Annotated in this window: 18 protein-coding genes; 7 read left to right on the top strand and 11 right to left on the bottom strand. The window is 32.6% G+C overall.

All coding sequences use genetic code 11. The annotated features are described in order from the left end of the window. The first annotated feature begins 41 nt into the window (after nucleotides 1-41). The 5 genes from RG22_RS10335 to RG22_RS10355 are packed head-to-tail and all read left to right on the top strand — an operon-like array spanning nucleotide 42 to nucleotide 5,919. Nucleotides 42-1,016, top strand: coding sequence for a TRAP transporter substrate-binding protein (locus RG22_RS10335; protein ID WP_034042970.1), 975 nt, complete (start codon nucleotides 42-44; stop codon nucleotides 1,014-1,016). 2 nt (nucleotides 1,017-1,018) lie between these two features. Then, nucleotides 1,019-1,504 carry a TRAP transporter small permease gene (locus RG22_RS10340; protein ID WP_034042971.1) on the top strand — a complete coding sequence of 162 codons (486 nt, stop codon included), beginning with the start codon at nucleotides 1,019-1,021 and terminating at the stop codon, nucleotides 1,502-1,504. Nucleotides 1,505-1,506: 2 nt separating this feature from the next. Further along, the gene (locus RG22_RS10345; RefSeq protein ID WP_204244184.1) at nucleotides 1,507-2,811 is read left to right on the top strand and encodes a TRAP transporter large permease; all 1,305 of its coding nucleotides are present in this window, start codon (nucleotides 1,507-1,509) and stop codon (nucleotides 2,809-2,811) included. Between the two features lie 17 nt (nucleotides 2,812-2,828). Further along, nucleotides 2,829-4,283 carry a tagaturonate reductase gene (locus RG22_RS10350; protein ID WP_244462141.1) on the top strand — a complete coding sequence of 485 codons (1,455 nt, stop codon included), beginning with the start codon at nucleotides 2,829-2,831 and terminating at the stop codon, nucleotides 4,281-4,283. A 28-nt stretch (nucleotides 4,284-4,311) separates the two neighbouring features. Next, nucleotides 4,312-5,919, top strand: a complete 1,608-nt coding sequence (locus RG22_RS10355) for a UxaA family hydrolase (protein WP_034042972.1) — start codon at nucleotides 4,312-4,314, stop codon at nucleotides 5,917-5,919. Between the two features lie 126 nt (nucleotides 5,920-6,045). Here RG22_RS10355 and RG22_RS10360 read toward each other — a convergent pair whose 3' ends face one another. Continuing rightward, entirely contained in the window at nucleotides 6,046-7,065 is a 1,020-nt protein-coding gene (locus RG22_RS10360; RefSeq protein WP_034042973.1) for a LacI family DNA-binding transcriptional regulator, read from the bottom strand. A 379-nt stretch (nucleotides 7,066-7,444) separates the two neighbouring features. On the opposite strand from RG22_RS10360, the gene azu reads away from it, so the two are divergent. Then, a complete protein-coding gene (gene azu, locus RG22_RS10365; RefSeq protein ID WP_034042974.1) occupies nucleotides 7,445-7,966 on the top strand; it encodes an azurin in 522 nt (173 codons plus the stop codon). A 282-nt stretch (nucleotides 7,967-8,248) separates the two neighbouring features. Here the strand turns inward: azu and RG22_RS10370 are convergent, their stop codons facing one another. Together RG22_RS10370 and RG22_RS17880 are read right to left on the bottom strand one after the other, a co-directional pair. Next, nucleotides 8,249-8,473 (bottom strand): hypothetical protein, encoded by a 225-nt coding sequence (locus RG22_RS10370; RefSeq protein ID WP_034042975.1) that lies wholly within the window; start codon nucleotides 8,471-8,473, stop codon nucleotides 8,249-8,251. Between the two features lie 467 nt (nucleotides 8,474-8,940). After that, on the bottom strand, nucleotides 8,941-9,201 hold the full coding sequence (locus tag RG22_RS17880) for a hypothetical protein (RefSeq protein WP_156113374.1): 261 nt from the start codon (nucleotides 9,199-9,201) through the stop codon (nucleotides 8,941-8,943). Between the two features lie 984 nt (nucleotides 9,202-10,185). Between RG22_RS17880 and RG22_RS10375 the strand changes: the two genes are divergently transcribed. Continuing rightward, on the top strand, nucleotides 10,186-11,418 hold the full coding sequence (locus RG22_RS10375) for an Nramp family divalent metal transporter (protein WP_034045979.1): 1,233 nt from the start codon (nucleotides 10,186-10,188) through the stop codon (nucleotides 11,416-11,418). A gap of 994 nt (nucleotides 11,419-12,412) precedes the next feature. On the opposite strand, the gene RG22_RS18010 is transcribed toward RG22_RS10375, so the two are convergent. The 8 genes from RG22_RS18010 to RG22_RS10415 all read right to left on the bottom strand — a co-directional run bounded on the left by RG22_RS18010 (nucleotide 12,413) and on the right by RG22_RS10415 (nucleotide 19,999). After that, entirely contained in the window at nucleotides 12,413-13,012 is a 600-nt protein-coding gene (locus RG22_RS18010; protein ID WP_204244185.1) for a transposase, read from the bottom strand. A 167-nt stretch (nucleotides 13,013-13,179) separates the two neighbouring features. Next, nucleotides 13,180-13,953: a transcriptional repressor AgaR gene (gene agaR / locus RG22_RS10385; protein ID WP_034042977.1), complete on the bottom strand. Its 774-nt coding sequence runs from the start codon at nucleotides 13,951-13,953 to the stop codon at nucleotides 13,180-13,182. A gap of 153 nt (nucleotides 13,954-14,106) precedes the next feature. Beyond that, the gene (locus RG22_RS10390) at nucleotides 14,107-15,021 is read right to left on the bottom strand and encodes an EamA family transporter (RefSeq protein ID WP_034042978.1); all 915 of its coding nucleotides are present in this window, start codon (nucleotides 15,019-15,021) and stop codon (nucleotides 14,107-14,109) included. Between the two features lie 37 nt (nucleotides 15,022-15,058). Further along, on the bottom strand, nucleotides 15,059-16,114 hold the full coding sequence (locus tag RG22_RS10395) for a dihydrodipicolinate synthase family protein (protein ID WP_034042979.1): 1,056 nt from the start codon (nucleotides 16,112-16,114) through the stop codon (nucleotides 15,059-15,061). 17 nt (nucleotides 16,115-16,131) lie between these two features. After that, the gene (locus RG22_RS10400) at nucleotides 16,132-17,169 is read right to left on the bottom strand and encodes an NAD-dependent epimerase/dehydratase family protein (protein ID WP_034042980.1); all 1,038 of its coding nucleotides are present in this window, start codon (nucleotides 17,167-17,169) and stop codon (nucleotides 16,132-16,134) included. A 2-nt stretch (nucleotides 17,170-17,171) separates the two neighbouring features. Beyond that, nucleotides 17,172-18,290: a M20 family metallopeptidase gene (locus tag RG22_RS10405; RefSeq protein ID WP_034042981.1), complete on the bottom strand. Its 1,119-nt coding sequence runs from the start codon at nucleotides 18,288-18,290 to the stop codon at nucleotides 17,172-17,174. 17 nt (nucleotides 18,291-18,307) lie between these two features. Next, complete coding sequence (locus RG22_RS10410) at nucleotides 18,308-18,955, bottom strand: carbohydrate-binding family 9-like protein (RefSeq protein WP_052143703.1); 648 nt, start codon at nucleotides 18,953-18,955, stop codon at nucleotides 18,308-18,310. 219 nt (nucleotides 18,956-19,174) lie between these two features. Next, nucleotides 19,175-19,999 (bottom strand): class II fructose-bisphosphate aldolase, encoded by an 825-nt coding sequence (locus RG22_RS10415; RefSeq protein ID WP_034045981.1) that lies wholly within the window; start codon nucleotides 19,997-19,999, stop codon nucleotides 19,175-19,177. Nucleotides 20,000-20,003 lie beyond the last annotated feature (4 nt).

Here is a 20,003-nt window from a genome sequence, read left to right on the forward strand (position 1 = left end):
TATGAATTTCAATGTTATAATCATTAATTAAAATAATTTAGATGAAATATAAAATACAACTTATAGCAATACTTGTTATTAGCTTTTCGTCTTGTAATAAGCAAGAAGAGAAGAAAGTACTATACTTAGGGCATACTTTGCCACAAACCCATCCAGTTCATAAGGGGATATTAGAATTTCAAAAAGCATTAACAAAAAAATCTGGAGGAACACTTGAAATTAGAATTTTCCCAGATGCGCAATTAGGTTCGGAAAGAGAAGTTTTAGAATTGTTGCAAATAGGAAGTGTGGCAGCTACAAAAGTAAGCGCAGCTACCTTGTCTAATTTTGTGCCAGAGTATCATATTTTAGGAATCCCTTATTTATTTAGAAGTAAACAACATCAATTTGATGTTTTAGAAGGAGATATAGGGAAATCAATATTAGAAAAAGGAAGCAAATTTTGGTTGCGTGGTCTGTGTTATTATGATGCCGGAAGCAGAAGTTTTTACACAAGTGAAAAAGCAATTAGAACACCAGAAGATTTAGAAGGGCTTAAAATCAGAGTAATGAATAATCAAATGGCTATAAATATGGTTAACTCTATGGGGGGCTCTGCAACACCAATATCTTATGGTGAGTTATATACGGCCATTCAGCAAGGTGTTGTAGATGGCGCAGAAAACAATCCACCATCGTTTGTGTCATCAAATCATTATGAAATTAGTAAATATTATACTTTAGATCAGCATTCATCTGTGCCAGATGTTCTCGTTATAGGAACTAAGTTTTGGAAAAAACTTTCTGAAGAAGAAAGGGTATGGGTACAAGAAGCTGCAGATGAATCATCTCAAGCTCAAAAAGTATTCTGGAATGAATCTGTCGAGGAATCGATGAACATTGCTAAAAAAGCAGGAGTAGAAGTTATCATTCCAGAAAAATCCTTATTTGCCGAAAAATCAAAGTCAGTGGTAGAAGAATTTATTAAGGAATTTCCAGAAATGGCTACGATTGTAACTCAAATTAAAAACCAATAATTATGAGCAAATCAGGTTCTATTTTTAATAAAGTAAATAAAATTCTTGAATGGTTTATGATTTCCATTTTTGCGCTATTAGTATTGGATGTTTTATTTCAAGTGTTTTCAAGATATATATTAGGAACATCTTTTACTTGGACCGAGGAGTTTGCTAGATTTTCATTAATCTGGATGACAGTTATCGGTGCGGCATACCTTAATGCCAAAAAAGAGCATCTCTCTATGGATTTTTTGTACGATAAGTTATCGGGGGCTAACAAGAGAAAAGCATCTGTCCTTATCGAAATTTTTGTATTTCTTTTTGCTTTGATTGTAATGGTTATTGGAGGTTTAAACTTAGTTTACACAACCTTACATTTAGAACAACTTTCTGGAACATTACGCATTCCTTTGGGTTATGTATATGCTGTTATGCCCTTTAGTGGTTTGCTAATTATGTGCTTTTCAGTATATCACATTTCAAATATTTACAAAACCAATAATTAATTATGAGTATAGAAGTTTTAAGTATTATCGTTTTGTTTGTGAGTTTCTTTAGCCTTTTATTGTTGAAGGTTCCTGTAGCTTACAGTATTGGTATAGCCACAACGTTAAGTTTATTATTGAACATAGAGAAAATGCCTGGTATAACAACTATTGCCCAACGAATGACAACGGGTATAGATAGTTTTGCTTTATTAGCAATTCCATTTTTTATTCTGGCAGGAGAGATAATGAAACAAGGCGGTATAGCAAATCGACTCATTAATTTCGCCAAATCTTTGGTTGCAAGTTTACCAGGAGGTTTGGCCTATGTTAACGTATTAGCATCCATGTTATTTGGCGCCATTTCTGGGTCCGCTGTTGCTGCAGCATCTGCAATTGGGTCGATTATGACCGACAGAATGGAAGATGAAGGTTATCCTAGAACCTTAAGTGCTTCAGTAAATATAACAGCATCTACAACAGGCTTACTTATTCCACCAAGTAATATTCTCATTGTATATGCTTTAGCAAGTGGCGGTACGGCATCAGTGGCTGCGTTATTTATCGCAGGATATTTACCTGGTATTTTATTAGGTTTTGCCATTATGGGATATGTCGCTTTTATAGCAATTAGCAAAGGTTATCCAAAAGATAAACGTGCTACTTTATTTGAAGTTTGGGTGTATTTTAGAAAAGCCTTTTTTAGTTTATCGTTGTTAGTTATTGTTGTTGGGGGCATTGTAGCTGGCATTTTTACAGCAACTGAAGCTTCAGTAATTGCGGTATTATATGCCGCAGTATTGTCGTTGATATATGGTGATATGAAAATGAAAGACTTTCCTCAAGTACTTCTGTCTAGTGGGAAAACAACGGCTGTTGTTATGTTTTTAATTTGTACCTCTATGGCCATGTCTTGGTTATTTTCGTTTGAAGGTATTCCTGAAATGATAAGCACTTTTTTATTAGAATCTTTAAATAATAAGGTTGCCATCTTTTTAGCCATCAATATTATTTTATTGGTTGTTGGAACTTTTATGGATATGACCCCTGCGGTATTAATATTTACACCAATCTTTCTTCCGGTGGTTACTACTTTAGGAATGGACCCCGTACATTTTGGAATTGTTATCGTATTAAATCTATGTATAGGTATTTGTACGCCACCTGTTGGAACTCTGCTCTTTGTTGGTAGTGGCGTGGCAAAAGTTTCGGTCACACAGGTTATAAGGCCCTTGCTTCCGTTTTTAGCAATCATGGTAGCTGTCTTAATGCTGATAAGTTTTATACCAGAAATATCAATGTTCTTACCAAGGTTATTTGGTTTATAAAATAATAAAGAAACTTAATGAATACACAAATGAAATTAAAAAGGAAAAATCTTGGATTAGAAAAAAGATATCCTATCAAAATAGTACAATTTGGTGAAGGTAATTTTTTAAGAGCCTTTGTGGACTATGCAATTTACGAACTAAATAAAAGTGCAGATTTTAATGCAGGTATTGCCGTAGTACAACCCATTGACAAAGGCTTAATAAATATGCTTAATGACCAAGATGGTTTGTACACTTTATTTATGAAGGGTGTTAAAAATGGAGAACTAATTGAAGAGCAAAAACTGATTGATACTATTGTAAAAGGCATAAATCCATATACAGATTTTGAAGATTATTTGAGCCTTGCCAAAGAAGAATCGTTAGAATTTATTATTTCAAATACTACTGAAGCTGGAATAACTTATGTTTCTACAGACAAGTTTGAAATGCAGCCTCCAAGTTCTTTCCCTGCAAAATTAACGCGCCTTTTATATGAAAGGTTTGAATATTTTAATAGAGATTTTAGAAAAGGATTAACAATTATTCCATGTGAACTTATTAATTATAATTCTGATACGTTAAAAGATATTATATTAAAACATTGTAATGACTGGAGACTTGATGAATTATTTAAAGTATGGTTGTTAAATTCTTGCTCTTTTCATAATACTTTGGTCGATAGAATTGTTCCAGGGTATCCTAAAGATGAAATAGAGTCCTATAATGCTCAGTTAGATTATTCAGATAAATTAATTGTTTCTGCTGAAACTTTTCTATTATGGGTCATTGAAGGAGGAGAAGCATTGAAAAAGAAATTACCATTTCAGAAAACGGACTTAGATGTTAAGATAGTTGATGATATACAACCTTACAGAACCAGAAAAGTACGTATTTTAAATGGAGCGCATACAGCTATGGTAACTTTCTCTTTACTTTATGGAAATGAAACAGTAAAAGAATCAGTCGATAATAGTTTTACAGGAGAGTTTATTCAGAAAGTCGTTTTTGAAGAAATTATTGATACACTTGATATGAATAAAGAGGAGTTGAAAGATTTTGCTAATGATGTTTTCGACCGTTTTAGAAATCCCTTCATTATTCATAACCTATCAAGTATTGCTTTAAATTCAATTTCAAAGTTTAAAGTAAGGGTGTTACCTAGTTTATTAGGGTATGTTAAGATACATGGCAAATTACCAACCAACTTAACATTTGCTTTTGCTTGTTTAATAAGATTTTATAAAGGCACATGGAAAGGTGAAGTTTTGCCTGTTAATGATAACGAAGCTGTCGTTACTAGTTTGACTAAAATATGGGAGTCTAATAATTTAAATACTGTAGCAGAAAATATTTTAAGTATAGAAACATATTGGGGAGAAGATTTAACACAAGTAGAAGGCTTAACCAAAGCTGTTGCTTTAGCTTTAAAAGAAATTGAAACTAATGGCGTAGAAGAAGGTTATGTAAATTACAATAAAACGTATTAATTTTTGAGTTAACTATTAAGGAATTAGGATGCATAAGAAACTTTTAAAAGTAAATACTACCGATAATATAGCTGTTGCTCTAATTAATTTAAAGGCTGGTGATGTGGTGTCTTTTGAAGGCGAAGATATAGAAGTATTGTCAGACGTAAAATCAAAGCATAAAATAGCTTTAAAACGATTTGAATCTGAAGATAGAATTATTATGTATGGTGTTCTTGTAGGGTCGGCAAATGGCGTTATAGAAAAGGGAGATGTATTAACTATTAAAAATGTAAAACATCAAAGTGAAAAAGTATATGGTAAAACAGAATCTTTTAACTGGACAGCACCAAATGTAGAAAAGTGGAAAGGTAGAACTTTTATGGGCTACCATAGAGAAGACGGGCAAGTAGGAACTGAAAATGTTTGGTTATTTTTTCCATTAGTATTCTGTGAAAATAGAAATGTTGAAACGCTAAAAGAGATATTCGAAAAAGAGTTAATAAAACAAAAGCCTAATCCGCATCAAATGTTGCTTCGCTCACTGGTAAGCGGTGTTGAAGAAACAGAAGTAATAGAACAAGAGGATGATGTTTTTGAAAATATTGATGTTAAATTTATCACACTCTCTGGTGGATGTGGAGGTATCCGTCAAGATTCTGAAAGTTTAGCTAAATTATTAGCAGGTTATGTCAATAATCCAAATGTGGCGGGTGCTACAGTCTTAAGTTTAGGTTGCCAAAACTTACAAATAAGTATATTTCAAGACGCATTAAATACAATAAATCAGAATCTAAAAAAGCCCGTTTTAATTTATGAACAGCAACAAATGGGAACCGTAGATGAGATGCTATCTACCATTGTGAAAGAATCATTTGCGGCCATTAAAGAGGCAAATAAAATTGAAAGAAAACCAGCGCCATTATCAAAACTGAGAATAGGTTTAGAGTGTGGTGGTTCAGATGGTTTTTCAGGAATTTCAGCAAACCCAACTTTAGGGGCGGTTTCAGATTTAATAGTAGCCTTAAAAGGAACAGCAGTTTTAGCTGAATTTCCAGAATTATGTGGTGTTGAACAAGAACTTGTTAATAGATGTGTAGAAGATAATGACGGAAAGAAATTTTTAGACCTGATGAAAGCTTATGAGAAATCCGTTGTAGATGCTGGTTCAGGATTTGATATGAATCCATCACCAGGCAACATCAAGGATGGTCTAATTACAGATGCTATGAAATCTGCAGGAGCAGCCAAAAAAGGAGGAACATCACCGGTAGTAAGTGTATTAGACTATGGTGAATATATCAATAAACCAGGTCTTAATTTATTATGCACACCAGGAAATGATGTTGAGAGTACAACCGGACTAGTTGGTTCAGGAGCTAACGTGGTTTTATTTACAACGGGTTTAGGAACACCTACAGGAAACCCGATTGCACCAGTCATTAAAGTATCATCCAATACGGAACTTGCAGAAAGAATGCCTGATATTATTGATTTTGAAACTGGAGCTGTTATTCGTGGAGAGAAAACAATAGAAGAAATGGCAGATGAAATATTTGACTTTATAATTGATGTTGCAAGTGGGAATATTAAAACGAAAGCAAAATTATTAAATCAAAATGATTTTATACCTTGGCGTAGAGGCGTGTCTTTATAATAAAAAAAATATAATTTTAAAATATTTTTCAGAATACAAACATCAATAAATATCAGGATTTTTTTTAATAGTTATATTTTTGAAAGAAATTGTTTTGTGAGTATTTTCGTCATCTATTAGTATCATTCATGTTAAAGAAGATTTTCTTATAATTAATTTTGGGGTTAACACCACTTTCTTCTCCGTCCTTTTCTCTTTTGTGTTTTTTACTTCTTCCAAAAATATTTGAGCGGCCGTTCTTCCCATTTCTAAGGGAAATTGATCAACTGAGGTTATGGATAGTTCCATAAATTTTGTGAAAGGTTCATTTGCAAAACCAGCAACACAAATATCTTCAGGGACTCTTAAACCTTGTGCTTTTATTTCTTGAATAGCTCCTAAAGCGACAAAATCACTTGATGAAAAAATGGCGTCAGGACCGTTTGCCATATCTAAAAACAATCTAGCTGCTTTTCTTCCTTCTTCTACCTTACTTGTAGTTTCAATAACCAAGTTTTCGTCAAATTCAAGCCCATTATCAATAATGGCTTGCTTGTACCCTAAATACCTGTTTTTGAAAATTTCTAATAAACGATCATTAGAAAAGTGCGCTATACGCTTACAGCCTTGATCAATTAAATGTTTAGTGGTATCGTAAGCCCCTTTGAAATCGTCTATAGTTACTGAACTCACCCCTTTGATATCCTTTGTTCTATCAAAAAATATTAAAGGCACATTCTTTTTTAGTAAATTATTAAAACTATCAATATGTTCTAACTTGGCATTGGATATGGACATTAAAATACCATCAATCTGTAAATTAAGCAGTGAGTTTATATTACCAATTTCCAAAGCCTCCTGATCATGAGTTTGACAAATGATTACATGATATCCTTGAGGATATAATACGTCTTCAATCCCTCTAATTACAGAAGCAAAAAAATGATTATCAATACGAGGTACAATTACGCCAACATTAAAACTTTTACCACTTTTTAATGCCAAAGCAAGCCTGTTTTGCTCATAATTCATTTTGATTGCAGTTTCATGAACCAGCTTACGTGTATTCTCGCTTATTTTCAGATTGTTGTTTAATGCTCTTGAGACAGTAGCAGCGGTTAGATTAAGTTTTTTTGCTATATCATAAATGGTGGTTTTTTTTTTCATACAACCCCTTTTAATTTAAATTCTTATAAAAATACATTATTTGTGCTATTAATTATGGTTTCATTAATATATTAATTAGTATTTTTGTAATCGATTACAATTTTTGATTAACAATAATAAAAAGTAAATAGATTTAATAAAATATTTAGAAAAGCAATGGTCATAGTTTTTGTTGTCTTGATGGGGTGTTTTATAAATGTTATGCTATGGAAGCTTCATAAAGGTTATGTCTATTATAATTTGTGGTAATAATATTAAAGAAGGAAAAAGAAAGTTTAAGTTGAAAATTTTTGATATTTAATCTGTTTAAAAAATAAGAATAATACAACAAGTTCACTACTATAGGCGTATTTTGGTTAAATCTGTAAAATTGTAAAACATGAAATTTATTAGAATTCAAGTATTAGCTCTTTTTTCGACAATTTTATTATTTAATTGTGGAAATAAAGAAGAGAAAATGAAAAAAGGTTTTACCTATGAGAGTACAAATTCACAAGTAAAATCTAAGAACAGTAAAGATGAAGATGCAGTTGCGAATGTTGTTTTAACGTCTAATGATTTAATGCAGTTCAACACAAAAGAGATAAAAGTTGAAGTTGGACAAAAAGTAAAATTAACTTTAAGGCATCTTGGGAAATTAGATATTAACGTGATGGGACATAACTTTGTGTTATTGAAAAGTGGAACTGATATAGTTGCGTTTGCCATTAAAGCAGCTAATGAAAGAGATAATGAGTATATTCCAAAAGATTCTCAAGATATTATTGCTCATACCAATTTGATTGGTGGAGGTCAAGTTACTATCATTGAATTTGAGGCTCCTGCCGCAGGAACTTACCAGTTTTTATGTAGCTTCCCTGGTCATTACGCGATGATGAGCGGTAAATTTATTGTTGAGTAACCTCATTTTATTAAAATTATAATCGCTACAGATGACTTATTTTAATCAGAATATGCAAAAGCAGCTCATGATTTAATTGGAGGATCGGAGCGTTTTGAAGGATTTGCTGTAATAAAAACTAATTCTGCCGGTCTGGATGAATGCGAGTTTCTTGATGGCGCATAGAAATACTCCCTTAATTACATCGGTAGAGGAAGTTATTAATACATTTAAACTTATAGATTATCTTGTTATAGATGTGGTAACACCAGAGAGATTTTGTCGGATTCATTATTAATTAATCTATAGAATTCCTCGACGCTCTGCGTCGGGGTTAAGTGGAAAGTTTGAAAACCTTAGGGTTTCATCAATTAAAAATAAACTTTTTTCCACTTGATACCTCGATGGCTCTGACTCGGGGTAGTTCATTATTCGCCAAGCAATTGCCAATGGTCTTGGAATTGGTTCTGTTAATCCAGATGCAAGTTTTGTAGGAGAGTTTACTTCAGATGTTCTTTGAAACTGCAATTGGATTATTGTTAATCATTTGTCAGTAGATATATTAGATATTTTAAAGAAATAATTCATGATATTAATATGGCTTTTCTTAGTAAACCAGAAACATGGGTTATTTAGGATGTTGTTTTATATAATGTATTTTGTAAGTTAATAGGGATTCCAATGGTAGGTGTTAATAGATGATATTTTGATTCTTTAGCTTCTTCTGTAACCATTGACTTTTAATATACAATTAGAGAGGCAAACGAATATGACAAGCTTGGTTTTAAAATTGTAAAAATTAAGATTGGACAAAAAATTGATATTGATATTTAGAGAACAATATGGGTCTATGAAAACTTTGGCAATCTAATAATCAGGGTAGATGCTAATCAAGGTTACAATATTTCTGAATCGCAAAAATTTATTAATGCAACTAAAAACCTGAACTTAAAATTAATTGAACAACCCATTAAAGTTTGAAACGAGTGGGTTCTTTACAAAACCAATAACCAATTTTGTGAAATGTAATTGACCGATAAAAGCCTTATAAATAATATTAGCGCTATAAAATATGCTTCCATTCCGAAACCTTTTGGTTGTTTTCTAAATAAAGCAGATGAAATGTGGTAGTATGTTGGCAACATTTGTGTGCCAAGGCAATAAGTATCTTGATTTAGATGGTAGTCATGATCTTGTTGAAGATATTTTGAAAAGATGGTTTTATACATAAAGAAGTAATGTTGAGTATTGTTCATTAGCATGGATTAGGTATGGAATTATTTTAATAGAATTAGCTGGGAATTGGAACCCCTTTGGGAAACCAATCCTCCTAAAAAGATGCTGGATTAAATTTTTGGCAGGTACTTTTACAAAAACATTAATATTGTAGGGGGATTAAGGCAATTAGTATATCACTTAAATAAATAGGAGCTTAAAAAAAATTAAACCCCTATTCAAAACTAACTAAACTAACTCAAATTATAATTAAAACATATCTTTTTTCTTAGGTTAATATTTATTCAAAAACGAACTATACTACTTCAATTGGTGTTTAGTCATTTTTAGGTTAAAATCTAAAAATCCCCTGATGCTTGCGTCGAGGTTTCCTATTCACCTCTCCTTGGGAGAGGTCGGAACTGTTTTTTTGCAGTTCTCGGTGAGGTAAAACAGAAAATTTCGATTTTTGGCGTTGAGGACAAAATGAAACCGGACAAACTTGTACCGAGTTTAGGTATACCTCGACCGCTTGCCACAGAGATAGTCGTTTTCAAGAAATTTTTTATTTTAGAGTAAAAAGGATAAATTAAATACTCATTCCATTTTAACCATTCACATGCTATCATTTAAGAAAACAACTACTTAATTTTTAAATTAATTTGATAGTCATTGTTCAACTCTCAAAAAACATTGTAAACTTTAATAAAAGTAATGAAATGAAATTTAAAAACAAATTAAAAATAAGTTTTTTTTAAAAAAAAGAACTAAATGAAGCTTATTTGTGATATGATTTTTATATTTATTTGAAATAATAACTATATATTGCATAGAATATTTTTTGAGGGCCATTTTTATTAACAAGAAAAATAAGAAGCAGGAAAAGTGAAGACATCTTTTGAAAATATTCCGTAAAACCCATTTTTTATTATTAAAGGCTTTTGGCTTTTATGCAAAAGCATTGTTTCAAATCATTCTATAATAATAGGGGAATCAATAAGAAATCAATAGAAAAATTATATGAAATGATTCAGAAAGTTAAAAATATTTTTAAGACTATGGGCCCGGCTTTTATTATGGCTGCTGTAGTTTTAGGGCCTGGCAGTATAACAATTTCTACAAAAATTGGGGCAACTCAGGGATATGATGTTTTATGGGTAGTTTTTATAGCAACTATTTTTATGATTGTATACATTAATATGAGTACCCGTTTCGGCGTGTTGAATAAGCAATCAATATTAGAAGTAATTGCTGAAAAGTACGGAAAATGGCTTTCTATGGTAATTGGAGTAAGCTCTTTCTTTGCAGCTTTAAGTTTTCAGTTTGGCAATAATTTAGGGGTAGGTATGGGGATGGAAGCCATAACAGGCGTTAATGCTAGGCTTTGGCCATTATTATTTACACCCTTAGCAATAATTTTAATTTTTTTTACTAAAAATTTATATAAGACCTTGGAAAAACTGATGATGTTTTTAGTTATACTTATGATTATCACTTTTATTGTTAATCTTGTCTTTATTAAACCAGACCATGCTGCTATAGTTTCTGGTTTTGTTCCTAGAGCATCTTCTCTAATGAATTTTAATCAACTGGCAGCGATTATTGGAACCACATTCGTGCTTAATGGTGCCTTATATCAATCTTATTTGGTTCAGGGTAAAGGATGGAAAGTTAATGATATGGATAAAGGGATTAGAGATTCCAACTTTGGAGTCTTTTTGTTGGCAGCGATGTCTATATTAGTTATTGTAACAGCTGCTGCAACCTTAAAACCATTAGGAATATCTGTTAACTCCGCAGCTGATATGGCTATACAATTAGAAGTGCTTTTAGGTAATTATGCGAAATATATATTTGCCTTTGGTTTTATTTCTGCTTCTTTCTCATCACTTATTGTAAATGCAGTAATCGGTGGAGGCCTTTTGTCGGATAGTTTGGGACTGGGAAAATCTATGAATGAAAAGATGCCTAAGCTATTTACAATATTAATTTTATTTATTGGAATGGCAATTGCAACTTATGCGACAAGTAATTTTGGGAGCTCGGTTTATTCTTTAATTTTGGCACAAGCTTCATCAATTTTGGCAGTACCGTTAATTGCCATTGGTTTATTTCTAATAGTTAATCGTGAAGACGTTATGGGAGCGCACAAGAATACTCTTTTTCAAAATATTATAGCTATAGCGGGGTTTCTTATAATATGTGTTTTAGTTTATGTAATGTATGGTAAATTATTGCAATATTTAATTGCTTTATAAGAAAGATTGGAGCATAAACATTGGCCAATAAATAGGCGTATTCAGAGTTTAAGGCATTATAAATTTTATCGATAAAACACAACCAAGATTTAATTCATTCTTAAGTCTTGGTTTTTCTTTTTTCAAGTTTTTGAGTCAAAAAATGAATTTTCATTAAGAACTGGGCACACTTATCCCATGAAGTTTATAATTCTCTAAACTTAAGCGGCTATCTGGGTTCGATTATTTTGTATTCGCCTACCAATTTCCAAAGCATTGGCCGTATGTATGCCAAAAAATGTCCAGAGCACCTCATTTTGTTTGGTCTTGGATTTGATTTTTTTGAGATGGTAGTATTGTTTCTCTTTTCCAAAGCTTCCTTCTAGCTTTGTAGCCCTTTCTTTGGTTATCTGTTTTTTAAGGAGCTTTTCATGTTTATAACCTATGGGCAGCTTCTCTTTTCTTTTAAAATCGGTTTTGATATTGTTGTTGGTGATAAACTTCCTGTTAGTATTAGTGGCATAAATACCATCTGCTCCAACTACCTTAACTTTTGTTTTGGTAAGTTGCTGTGCTTTGTAAACTGTGCTTTTCAGACGAGTTCCTTCATTGAAATTATCAAAGCTTATATACTCGATAAAGCTAATTCCGTCAATTTGAAGTTTGTTGACATTTGCTCCCCATTCAACAGGTTTGGTTTCCTTGCCACGTTTAATCAGACGGATGTAGTCCTTTGCTATGCTGACAATTCAGTTTTTGGGCAGAATGCCTTGATGGAACCAATGATATTGTTGTTTGTAAAGGGTTTGGATGATCTTAATGCGTCTTTGGTAATGCTTGGTAAAAACCAGATCCTCATGAGTGAGTCGTAGTTCTTTTTCAATAGCTATAAACTTCTTTAGCAATCCCAGTAGCCCTCTGGTCACACTTCTTCGTTTCTTCCTTCTTTTGGAACGATCTTTACTGTAATTGGTATAGCGCTTTGCCCATTTGATAAACTTGCTACGTGGCATTTTTAACCTAGGGTTTTACAAATGCTTTTTATCTCTTTGTAAATCCAGCTCACGACTTCCCATAATAGTTTGGCGTCCGTGGGGTAGCGCATACCGGTCTCGTAACAGGTGGCATCTGCCGTAATCTGACTTTTGGAACACAGGTAAGGGCTCCAGTAGTAAGCCAATGTTTGTTGGAGCTTATCTATTTTTAGCTTATTGCCCAGTTCGCACCTAATCTGGCTCACGATTTTATAGTTGGTGATGCGGTCTAAACCTACGTGGAGGTCACAGAAAAACTGATAGTCAATATTGCTATTGAGCTGTTCGACCAAACGTTTATCGCTCTGGCAACAATAATGTTCTAAGAACATCAAGGCAAGCCAATCCTTGGGGCTATAGGACATCTTTGCTCCCTTGAAAGATTCCTTGATACCCAAATCTCTTAACAAGTCTGACCAAGGTATAGAGATGTAGATCTTACCAAGGTCGCTCTCTAAAAACCGAGCATAATAGGCATCAAAATTTTCATTGGAAGATAAAAATGAAAATTCGTGCTGCAAGTCACTAATTCTTCGTAATTTCATAGGCAAGAGAAAAAGAAAACCCCGTTTTTGTGCCATATCGGTCAATTTTGGGGTTTTATGTTTCTTTAATATACGAGAAATATCAGTATTTACAAGAGGTAAGCCTTTTTGTGAATACGCCTAAATAAGCCAAAAAGCAGGAGCAACTGGTAGTACAATTTTTAGGTTTTTAAAGGTATTTGATTAATAGCTTCCTAATATTCTCATGCAATGACCACTTTAATTCCAGCAGCTTCAAAGGATGCTTGTTGTTCGTTGCTTATCCCAATATCGGTTATTAACATATTTATTTTGGATATAGGACATATAAATGCAAGACTTCTTTTGCCTATCTTACTTGAATCTGCAAGAACTATTACCTGATTAGACATTTCAATCATTGCAATATTGAAATGAGCTTCTTCAATATTTGGTGTAGATAACCCATAATTAATATCTAATCCATCAACACCTAAAAATAGTTTGTCACAATAATAATTTCTTACACTTTTTTCTGCCGAAGGACCAATTAGTGAAAATGATTTATTTCTAAGAAATCCACCTGGAATAATAACATTTATATTATTATTTTCAAAAAATTGATTTGCTATATTTAAAGCATTAGTAATAACAGTTAAAGGCATTTTATTGTCTAGGTTTCTGACAAATTCCATTGCCGTGGTACCTGAATCTATCATTATTGTATCTCCTTCATTTACAAAATGAGTAGCTTTTGAACCAATTAATCGCTTGGCTTTTATGTTAATTTTATCCTTTTCAGAAATATGATAATCAATTCCTACAGGATCAATTTTTAGCGCACCTCCCCTTGCTCTAATTAAAATATTTTTTTTCTCTAGTTGGGCTAAGTCATTTCTAATAGTAACTTCACTCACGTCAAACATCTTACTTAAAAGATTTACAGCCACTTTTCCTTTAAGGTTAATCTCTTTGATAATTATTGATCTACGTTCAACTGTTGATTTTTTTTTAGGCATATATTTGTTATTACATCAATGAATAGTACAAGATGTTTTTTTTGTATAAAAAAATAATGGTTGTAATGTATTAAAAATTATTAAACTATTAAATAATAATATGGAAAAAGGACGATAAAAAAGTATTTAAAACTTAAAGTAATGTAATAATCATTAAATACGATCCTTTTTAGTCTTCTTGTCTTCTGGTTCAATTGCCAAAAGGAGCGCTGCAATAACAGCTAAAACTATTCCTGTAATTTTATAATTTCCGGGCATAACACTCAATACCAGCATTGAAATTATAGATGTAATTAAAGGGGCTCCAGCATTAGTCATTGGTGAAACAACCATTGCTTTTCCATATCTAAAGGCATATACCAAACATAATGCTCCAATAGCATTGAGCATTTGAATTCCTGCAGCTAAGTAAGGGCCATCAGCTCCCCAATTAATATCTTGGGTAAAATCTGTCATGTAAAGTGCAACAGGGATGAGTAAAATCCCTGAAACCATCATATAAAAAAATATACTTTCTGCATTCATGGTCTGGTTTGCAAATTTCATGAAATAGGCTTGGATACCCCATGCTGATAGTACAAGAATTGCTAGTATAAACCATAAAATGCCGCTTTCTCCAATAGCTTGTTCGGATCCGCTGGAATAATCAAAAAGAGGTAACGCAATTAATGCTAATAAAATTCCAATGGTTCCTAGTTTACCAGTACGTTCCTTTAAAAATATAAATGAAAGAACTATGGTAATTATAGGTGATAAAGAAATTATTGGGAAAATTAAATAAGTAGGACCAATAGTAACTGCATAAAAAAGTATCATTTGTCCACCTGCTCCAAGTAAACCGATAATTAAACCATTTAAAATTGATTTTTTATCAGTTTGTAAATTCCAATTAATACGTTTTAAAACATAAAACGCTGGAACAACCATTGTTAGAGCCCAAACACAATATATAAGCGTATCAGGAAACCCGTTTTTAGAAGGAACACCAGTAAATGCTCCCCATACACCCCAAAAAATTGTTGCTATTAATGCAAATACAAGCCAAGGATTTTTATTTTTAATCTTCATTATTTATTTAATAATTTTTACTTATATATTTTTTCAATCAACTCAACCAACTGTCTAGATTTTCTGCTACAAAATGATCATCATTTAATTCGGGGTAAATTTTATATATGCGATCAATTTCTTCCTTTTGACCAGAACTCAATTTTTCATTAGGGTTAATTGTATAGTTCGATTCTAGTAATCCTTGTCGAATTAAAACTTCATGAATGCCAGCTATAGACCCTCTAAACTTATTTCTGGAATCAAAAAAGGCGGCATTGGAATCTGTGATTTTAATACCTAATGTTAAAAGGTCTGATATGTCAGATGGAGCAGCACTTTTAATACTACTAAATAAATCAACTGCTTTTTTATTCCATACAGCCCAATGTCCAAGTAAGCCACCTACAATTTTCTTTTTAATGATTTCGTTCCCGACGGGAATATGGTACTCGCTTAATAAATCGGCTACAATATTATCATCATTACCTGTATATAAAGCGATTTCATTTGCCCTGCCAGATTCGGCTACTCCACGAATAACATCAATAGTACGATACCTATCAAAAGGAGCCATTTTTATGGCAATTACATTTTTAATCTTCGAAAATTCTCGCCAAAAATTAGTATCCAAAACACCACCACCCACAGAAGTTTGTAAATAAAATCCAATGATTGGAATAACACCAGCAACAGCTTTACAATGCTCTATTAATTCTTTGTTTGTCTTATTTTTTAAAGCTGATAAACTCAATAATGCAGCATGATATCCCAAATCAGCGGCCGTTTGGGCTTCCTTAACAGCTTGTTTGGTTTTACCTAAAACACCTGCAATTCTGAATATTATTTTTTTATTTTTAACACAAAAGGAATTTAGCTCTTCCCTCCCTAATTCCAAAACTGGTTTATAAAGTCCTGCATCACGAATTTCGAATTGACTTGTGTGTACACCAATGGCTAAACCACCAGATCCTGAATCAAGATAATATCTAGTTAAGGCTCTTTGCCTTCTTTCGTCTAATTTTAATGCTTTGGTTAAAGCTGTTGGGTTTGCAGGAATAACTAATCCATTATGTAAAAGTTTTTGTAACTCACTGGATAATTCATTACTCATTTTATCTATTTTTTAATTTAATATTTTCCGTCTCTTACCTCAAAATGAGTCGCTTTGCCTAGTAGACGATTGTTATTTTCTAGCCAATTAGCAGTCCACTTTATTACTTGATTTAATGATACCTCTGGTTTATCAAGCAATTTATGACTTTTAGAGACATTGACCAATAAAGCTGATTCAGCTTCACTTCCAATTAATCTAACTTCTTTACCCATTAATTTGCCAAATTGTTTCGCAACATCAGCTATAGAAATTAACTCGGAACCACTTATATTGAGGCGGTTAGCTGGAGATGTGCACTGTTGAATGCTTCTTAAAATCATTTCATTGGCGTTGCCTTGCCAAATCACATTTGCATAACCCATGGTCAAATCAATTGATTCTTGATTATGAACCTTAGTTGCAATGTCAACTAATACCCCATATCGCATTTCAACCGCATAATTTAACCTGATAAGAATAGTTGGAGTTCCATTTTTAATACTTCCGTATTCAAATAAACGCTCCCTGCCCAAACAGGATTGTGCGTATTCGCCTACCGGTTCTGGAGTATCTGTTTCTTTAGACCCACTTGATGAAATTTTTACTAGTGGATAGACACAACCCGTGGAAAAAGCTACAATACTTGAGTTCTTAAACTTTTCCGCAACCAAACCTGGCAAAAAAGAATTCATAGCCCAAGTGAATGACTCGTTCCCTTTTGTACCAAACTTCATACCTGCTAAATAAATAACATTCTTTACTTCTGGAAGACTATTGATAAAGTTGAGATCCAAAAGATCTCCCTTTATGGTTTCTACGCCACTCTCTTCTAAAAATAATTGTTGTTCTGTTGAACTAAACCTCGAAACTCCAATAATTCTTTTTTGTACTTGAGCTTCAATGCAAGCACGTTTTGCCATACGAGCCATAGAAACTCCCATTTTACCAGCTACACCAAGAAAAATGAAATTCCCATCTAACTCTTTCATCATTTTCACCAATCTTTCAGAAGGTCTTGAAAGAGCTTCTTCTAATTGTTCTTCGTTAGTAAAATATGTTGGATAATTTTTCATAATTATAATTTACTGTTTTTTGCAATAATTTCTTTATATATTTTAACAGATTCTTTAATTTTAGCAACATAACAATATTCATCGGTTTTATGTGCCATGTTCGGTTCTCCAGGGCCAAGAATAACGGTTGGAGCGTTATTTAACCAAGGTGTCAATACAGATGCATCGGTTAAAAAAGAAGCCGATTTCTTTATACCTTCTTGATTATAGTTAAATAAACAAACTTTAGATACTACTTGTATAAAGGGATTGTCTTCAGAAGTTGAAATTGCATTTAAATCTACTGTTTTTGCAATTGTTACTTCCTCTCCAAGGGTGTCTTTTACTATTTGAATAGCCAATTTATTATCGAGCTTTTTAGTAGTTCTCACATCAATAGTAAAGGTTGTTTTATCTGGTACAGAGTTCAAATTTAATCCACCATCAACCTTTCCAATATTTATCGTGGAGTATCCAAGTAAACTGTCTTTTTCTGCATCAAATTTTAATTCTTCTATTTTAGTGATTGCTCTTGCGGCTTTATAGATAGCATTGTCACCCAATTCAGGCATAGATGAATGTGCTGTAACTCCAGTAGTTTTAGCAGTTAAATACAGCCCCCCTTTATGACCTATATAGGGAATATTGGAAGTGGGTTCTCCAACAATTATGGCACTTGCTTCTCCAATATCATAACCATTATCACAAAGGTGTTGTGCACCATGACAACCCAATTCTTCATTTGCAGTAAAAATTAATTTTATCCCCCCCATTGGAGATTGATGTTTAAAGCTTTCTATAGCAGCTACGATCATCGCTGCCACACCAGCTTTCATATCAGTTGATCCACGACCATATAATTTACCGTCTTTTATTACCGCCTCCAATGGGTTTGTTTTCCATTTTGTTGCTCCAAATGGAACGACATCTAAGTGACCAGTTAAAACAATTGGCTTATCATTTTTAGAAACACCTTTTGTAGCGATTACATTTAAACGTCCTATAGCATATTTGGGATAGTCAACTGAAAAGCCATGATCTTTAAGTATTCCACCAACATATTTGGCAATTTCCTCTTCCTTACCCGGAGGATTGATTGTATTAAACTGTATTAATTTTCGAGTTAAAGAAATTACGTCCACTGATTATGAAGAATTGATTAATTAAAAATCATCGTGCCAAATCTATTTATTTCATGAAAACTATCTGGCAAATCCTGCCACGACCAATAAATCTCTTTTTTATCAAGATAGTCCATACGATTAAAGTTAACTTTCCATTTTGTGCCCGATTCTGGAGCAACTTGTTGCATTGGAAGAAGCAATGAATAGGGTATAAAGAATTCTGCTGTCCAACTCTCAATCGAAGCTCCAATTTTCTTATCTCCACCTTGTACGGCAGTTCTGTGTTGAGTTTTTCGGTCATCTTCATAAGACCATGCTAGCCATCTGTGAGGTTTGCCATCGAAATTCATGACCATAAGAGGTAATTCATAATTCAAAGGAGATAATTCATATTCGAAATAAACTTCCTTTGAGATGTCAGGCCAAAGGAATACCTCCACGGCATCTTCAGTCCAAAGATGTTTGCCATTTTCTTTTATAGAGGCATTTAATTTGGGATCTTTGTTAAAAAATAAAAAATAAATACCTGTTTTCGAGTAAAGTACTTTTATTTTAGTTTCCATGTTCATATTCAAATGAACACGTTGTTCAATTTTAACCCAATTTGCAGCTTTCCAATTATTGGATGACCCGTCACCGGTAATGTCAAAATCTTTAGTTTTATTTATACTAATTGAATCCATATGTGTTACGTTTGAGTATGAAGAATCATTAACGAACAATAGATAAAAAATTAATAGATAAGTTTTCATTTCCTTCAGTTTGAATGTTGTTAATTAAGGTCTTATTTATATGCTTGGTAAGAATTTTTGAATTATCATATTCTACCCGTTTTAATAAAACCATTCCTACTATACGATAGTATATATAGGAATCTGTTTTTTCTAAATCAGAAAATTTTATTATTTTATGTTTCTTACAATTTCTAATTTACCCATAACTAATTTTACGACTTGATCTGTTGCTGTAGGAAACACTTTTCTTAAATCAATTTCTTCATTTGTGGCAAGCTTAGTTTTTAATGTTTGCATAAATATATTCTTAATTTCTGTAGCAAGATTTATTTTACAGATACCTCTATCTATAGCTTGTCTTAAACTTTCTCCAGGAATTCCAGAACCGCCATGTAATACTAATGTTACATCTGTGGCTGAAGCTATATCTGATAATCTTTTCAAATCTAATTTTGGAGTTTTGTCGTAGAACCCGTGTGCAGTTCCAATTGCCACTGCTAGGGCATCAATTCCTGTTGATTCTACAAATTGTTTTGCATCTTCTGGTTGAGTAAAACCATTTTCATCTTTATCTTGTCCTAATTTAGCAATATATCCTAATTCCGCTTCCACATTGGCGCCATAGTTTTTAGCTAATTTCACCACTTTACTTGTGATAGCAATATTGTCGTTAAGAGGTTGTTCGCTTGCATCAATCATAACCGAGTCAAATCCTACATCCAGACACTGTGCTGCCAGTTCATAAGAATCTCCATGATCTAGATGGATCCACCCCTCAACACCATGATCGTCAAGCATAGATTTTGCAAGATTGAATGCTGCTTTTAATCCCATGTAATTAATGGAACTTTTAGTTAATTGTAAAATAATAGGTTGTTCTGTTGCTTTTGCTGCAAACAAAACACCTTTTAAAGTTTCAAAATTATAAAAATTGGTTCCTAGAATTCCTTGACGTTTATTTCTAAGTTCAATAAATTTTTCCTGTAATTTCATTTTT

Source organism: Wocania ichthyoenteri Th78 (assembly GCF_000789235.1).
GTDB classification, from domain to species: Bacteria; Bacteroidota; Bacteroidia; order Flavobacteriales; family Flavobacteriaceae; genus Wocania_A; species Wocania_A ichthyoenteri.

Bases quoted from the DNA above. Each gene is read 5' to 3' on its own strand.
- RG22_RS10355 (WP_034042972.1), top strand. From the start codon at position 4,312: ATGCATAAGAAACTTTTAAAAGTAAATACTACCGATAATATAGCTGTT.
- RG22_RS10345 (WP_204244184.1), top strand. From the start codon at position 1,507: ATGAGTATAGAAGTTTTAAGTATTATCGTTTTGTTTGTGAGTTTCTTT.
- RG22_RS10340 (WP_034042971.1), top strand. From the start codon at position 1,019: ATGAGCAAATCAGGTTCTATTTTTAATAAAGTAAATAAAATTCTTGAA.
- RG22_RS10390 (WP_034042978.1), bottom strand. From the start codon at position 15,021: ATGAAGATTAAAAATAAAAATCCTTGGCTTGTATTTGCATTAATAGCA.
- RG22_RS10400 (WP_034042980.1), bottom strand. From the start codon at position 17,169: ATGAAAAATTATCCAACATATTTTACTAACGAAGAACAATTAGAAGAA.
- RG22_RS18010 (WP_204244185.1), bottom strand. From the start codon at position 13,012: ATGGCACAAAAACGGGGTTTTCTTTTTCTCTTGCCTATGAAATTACGA.
- RG22_RS10360 (WP_034042973.1), bottom strand. From the start codon at position 7,065: ATGAAAAAAAAAACCACCATTTATGATATAGCAAAAAAACTTAATCTA.
- RG22_RS17880 (WP_156113374.1), bottom strand. From the start codon at position 9,201: ATGAACAATACTCAACATTACTTCTTTATGTATAAAACCATCTTTTCA.
- RG22_RS10395 (WP_034042979.1), bottom strand. From the start codon at position 16,114: ATGAGTAATGAATTATCCAGTGAGTTACAAAAACTTTTACATAATGGA.
- azu (WP_034042974.1), top strand. From the start codon at position 7,445: ATGAAATTTATTAGAATTCAAGTATTAGCTCTTTTTTCGACAATTTTA.
- agaR (WP_034042977.1), bottom strand. From the start codon at position 13,953: ATGCCTAAAAAAAAATCAACAGTTGAACGTAGATCAATAATTATCAAA.
- RG22_RS10410 (WP_052143703.1), bottom strand. From the start codon at position 18,955: ATGGATTCAATTAGTATAAATAAAACTAAAGATTTTGACATTACCGGT.
- RG22_RS10350 (WP_244462141.1), top strand. From the start codon at position 2,829: ATGAATACACAAATGAAATTAAAAAGGAAAAATCTTGGATTAGAAAAA.
- RG22_RS10335 (WP_034042970.1), top strand. From the start codon at position 42: ATGAAATATAAAATACAACTTATAGCAATACTTGTTATTAGCTTTTCG.
- RG22_RS10415 (WP_034045981.1), bottom strand. From the start codon at position 19,999: ATGAAATTACAGGAAAAATTTATTGAACTTAGAAATAAACGTCAAGGA.
- RG22_RS10375 (WP_034045979.1), top strand. From the start codon at position 10,186: ATGATTCAGAAAGTTAAAAATATTTTTAAGACTATGGGCCCGGCTTTT.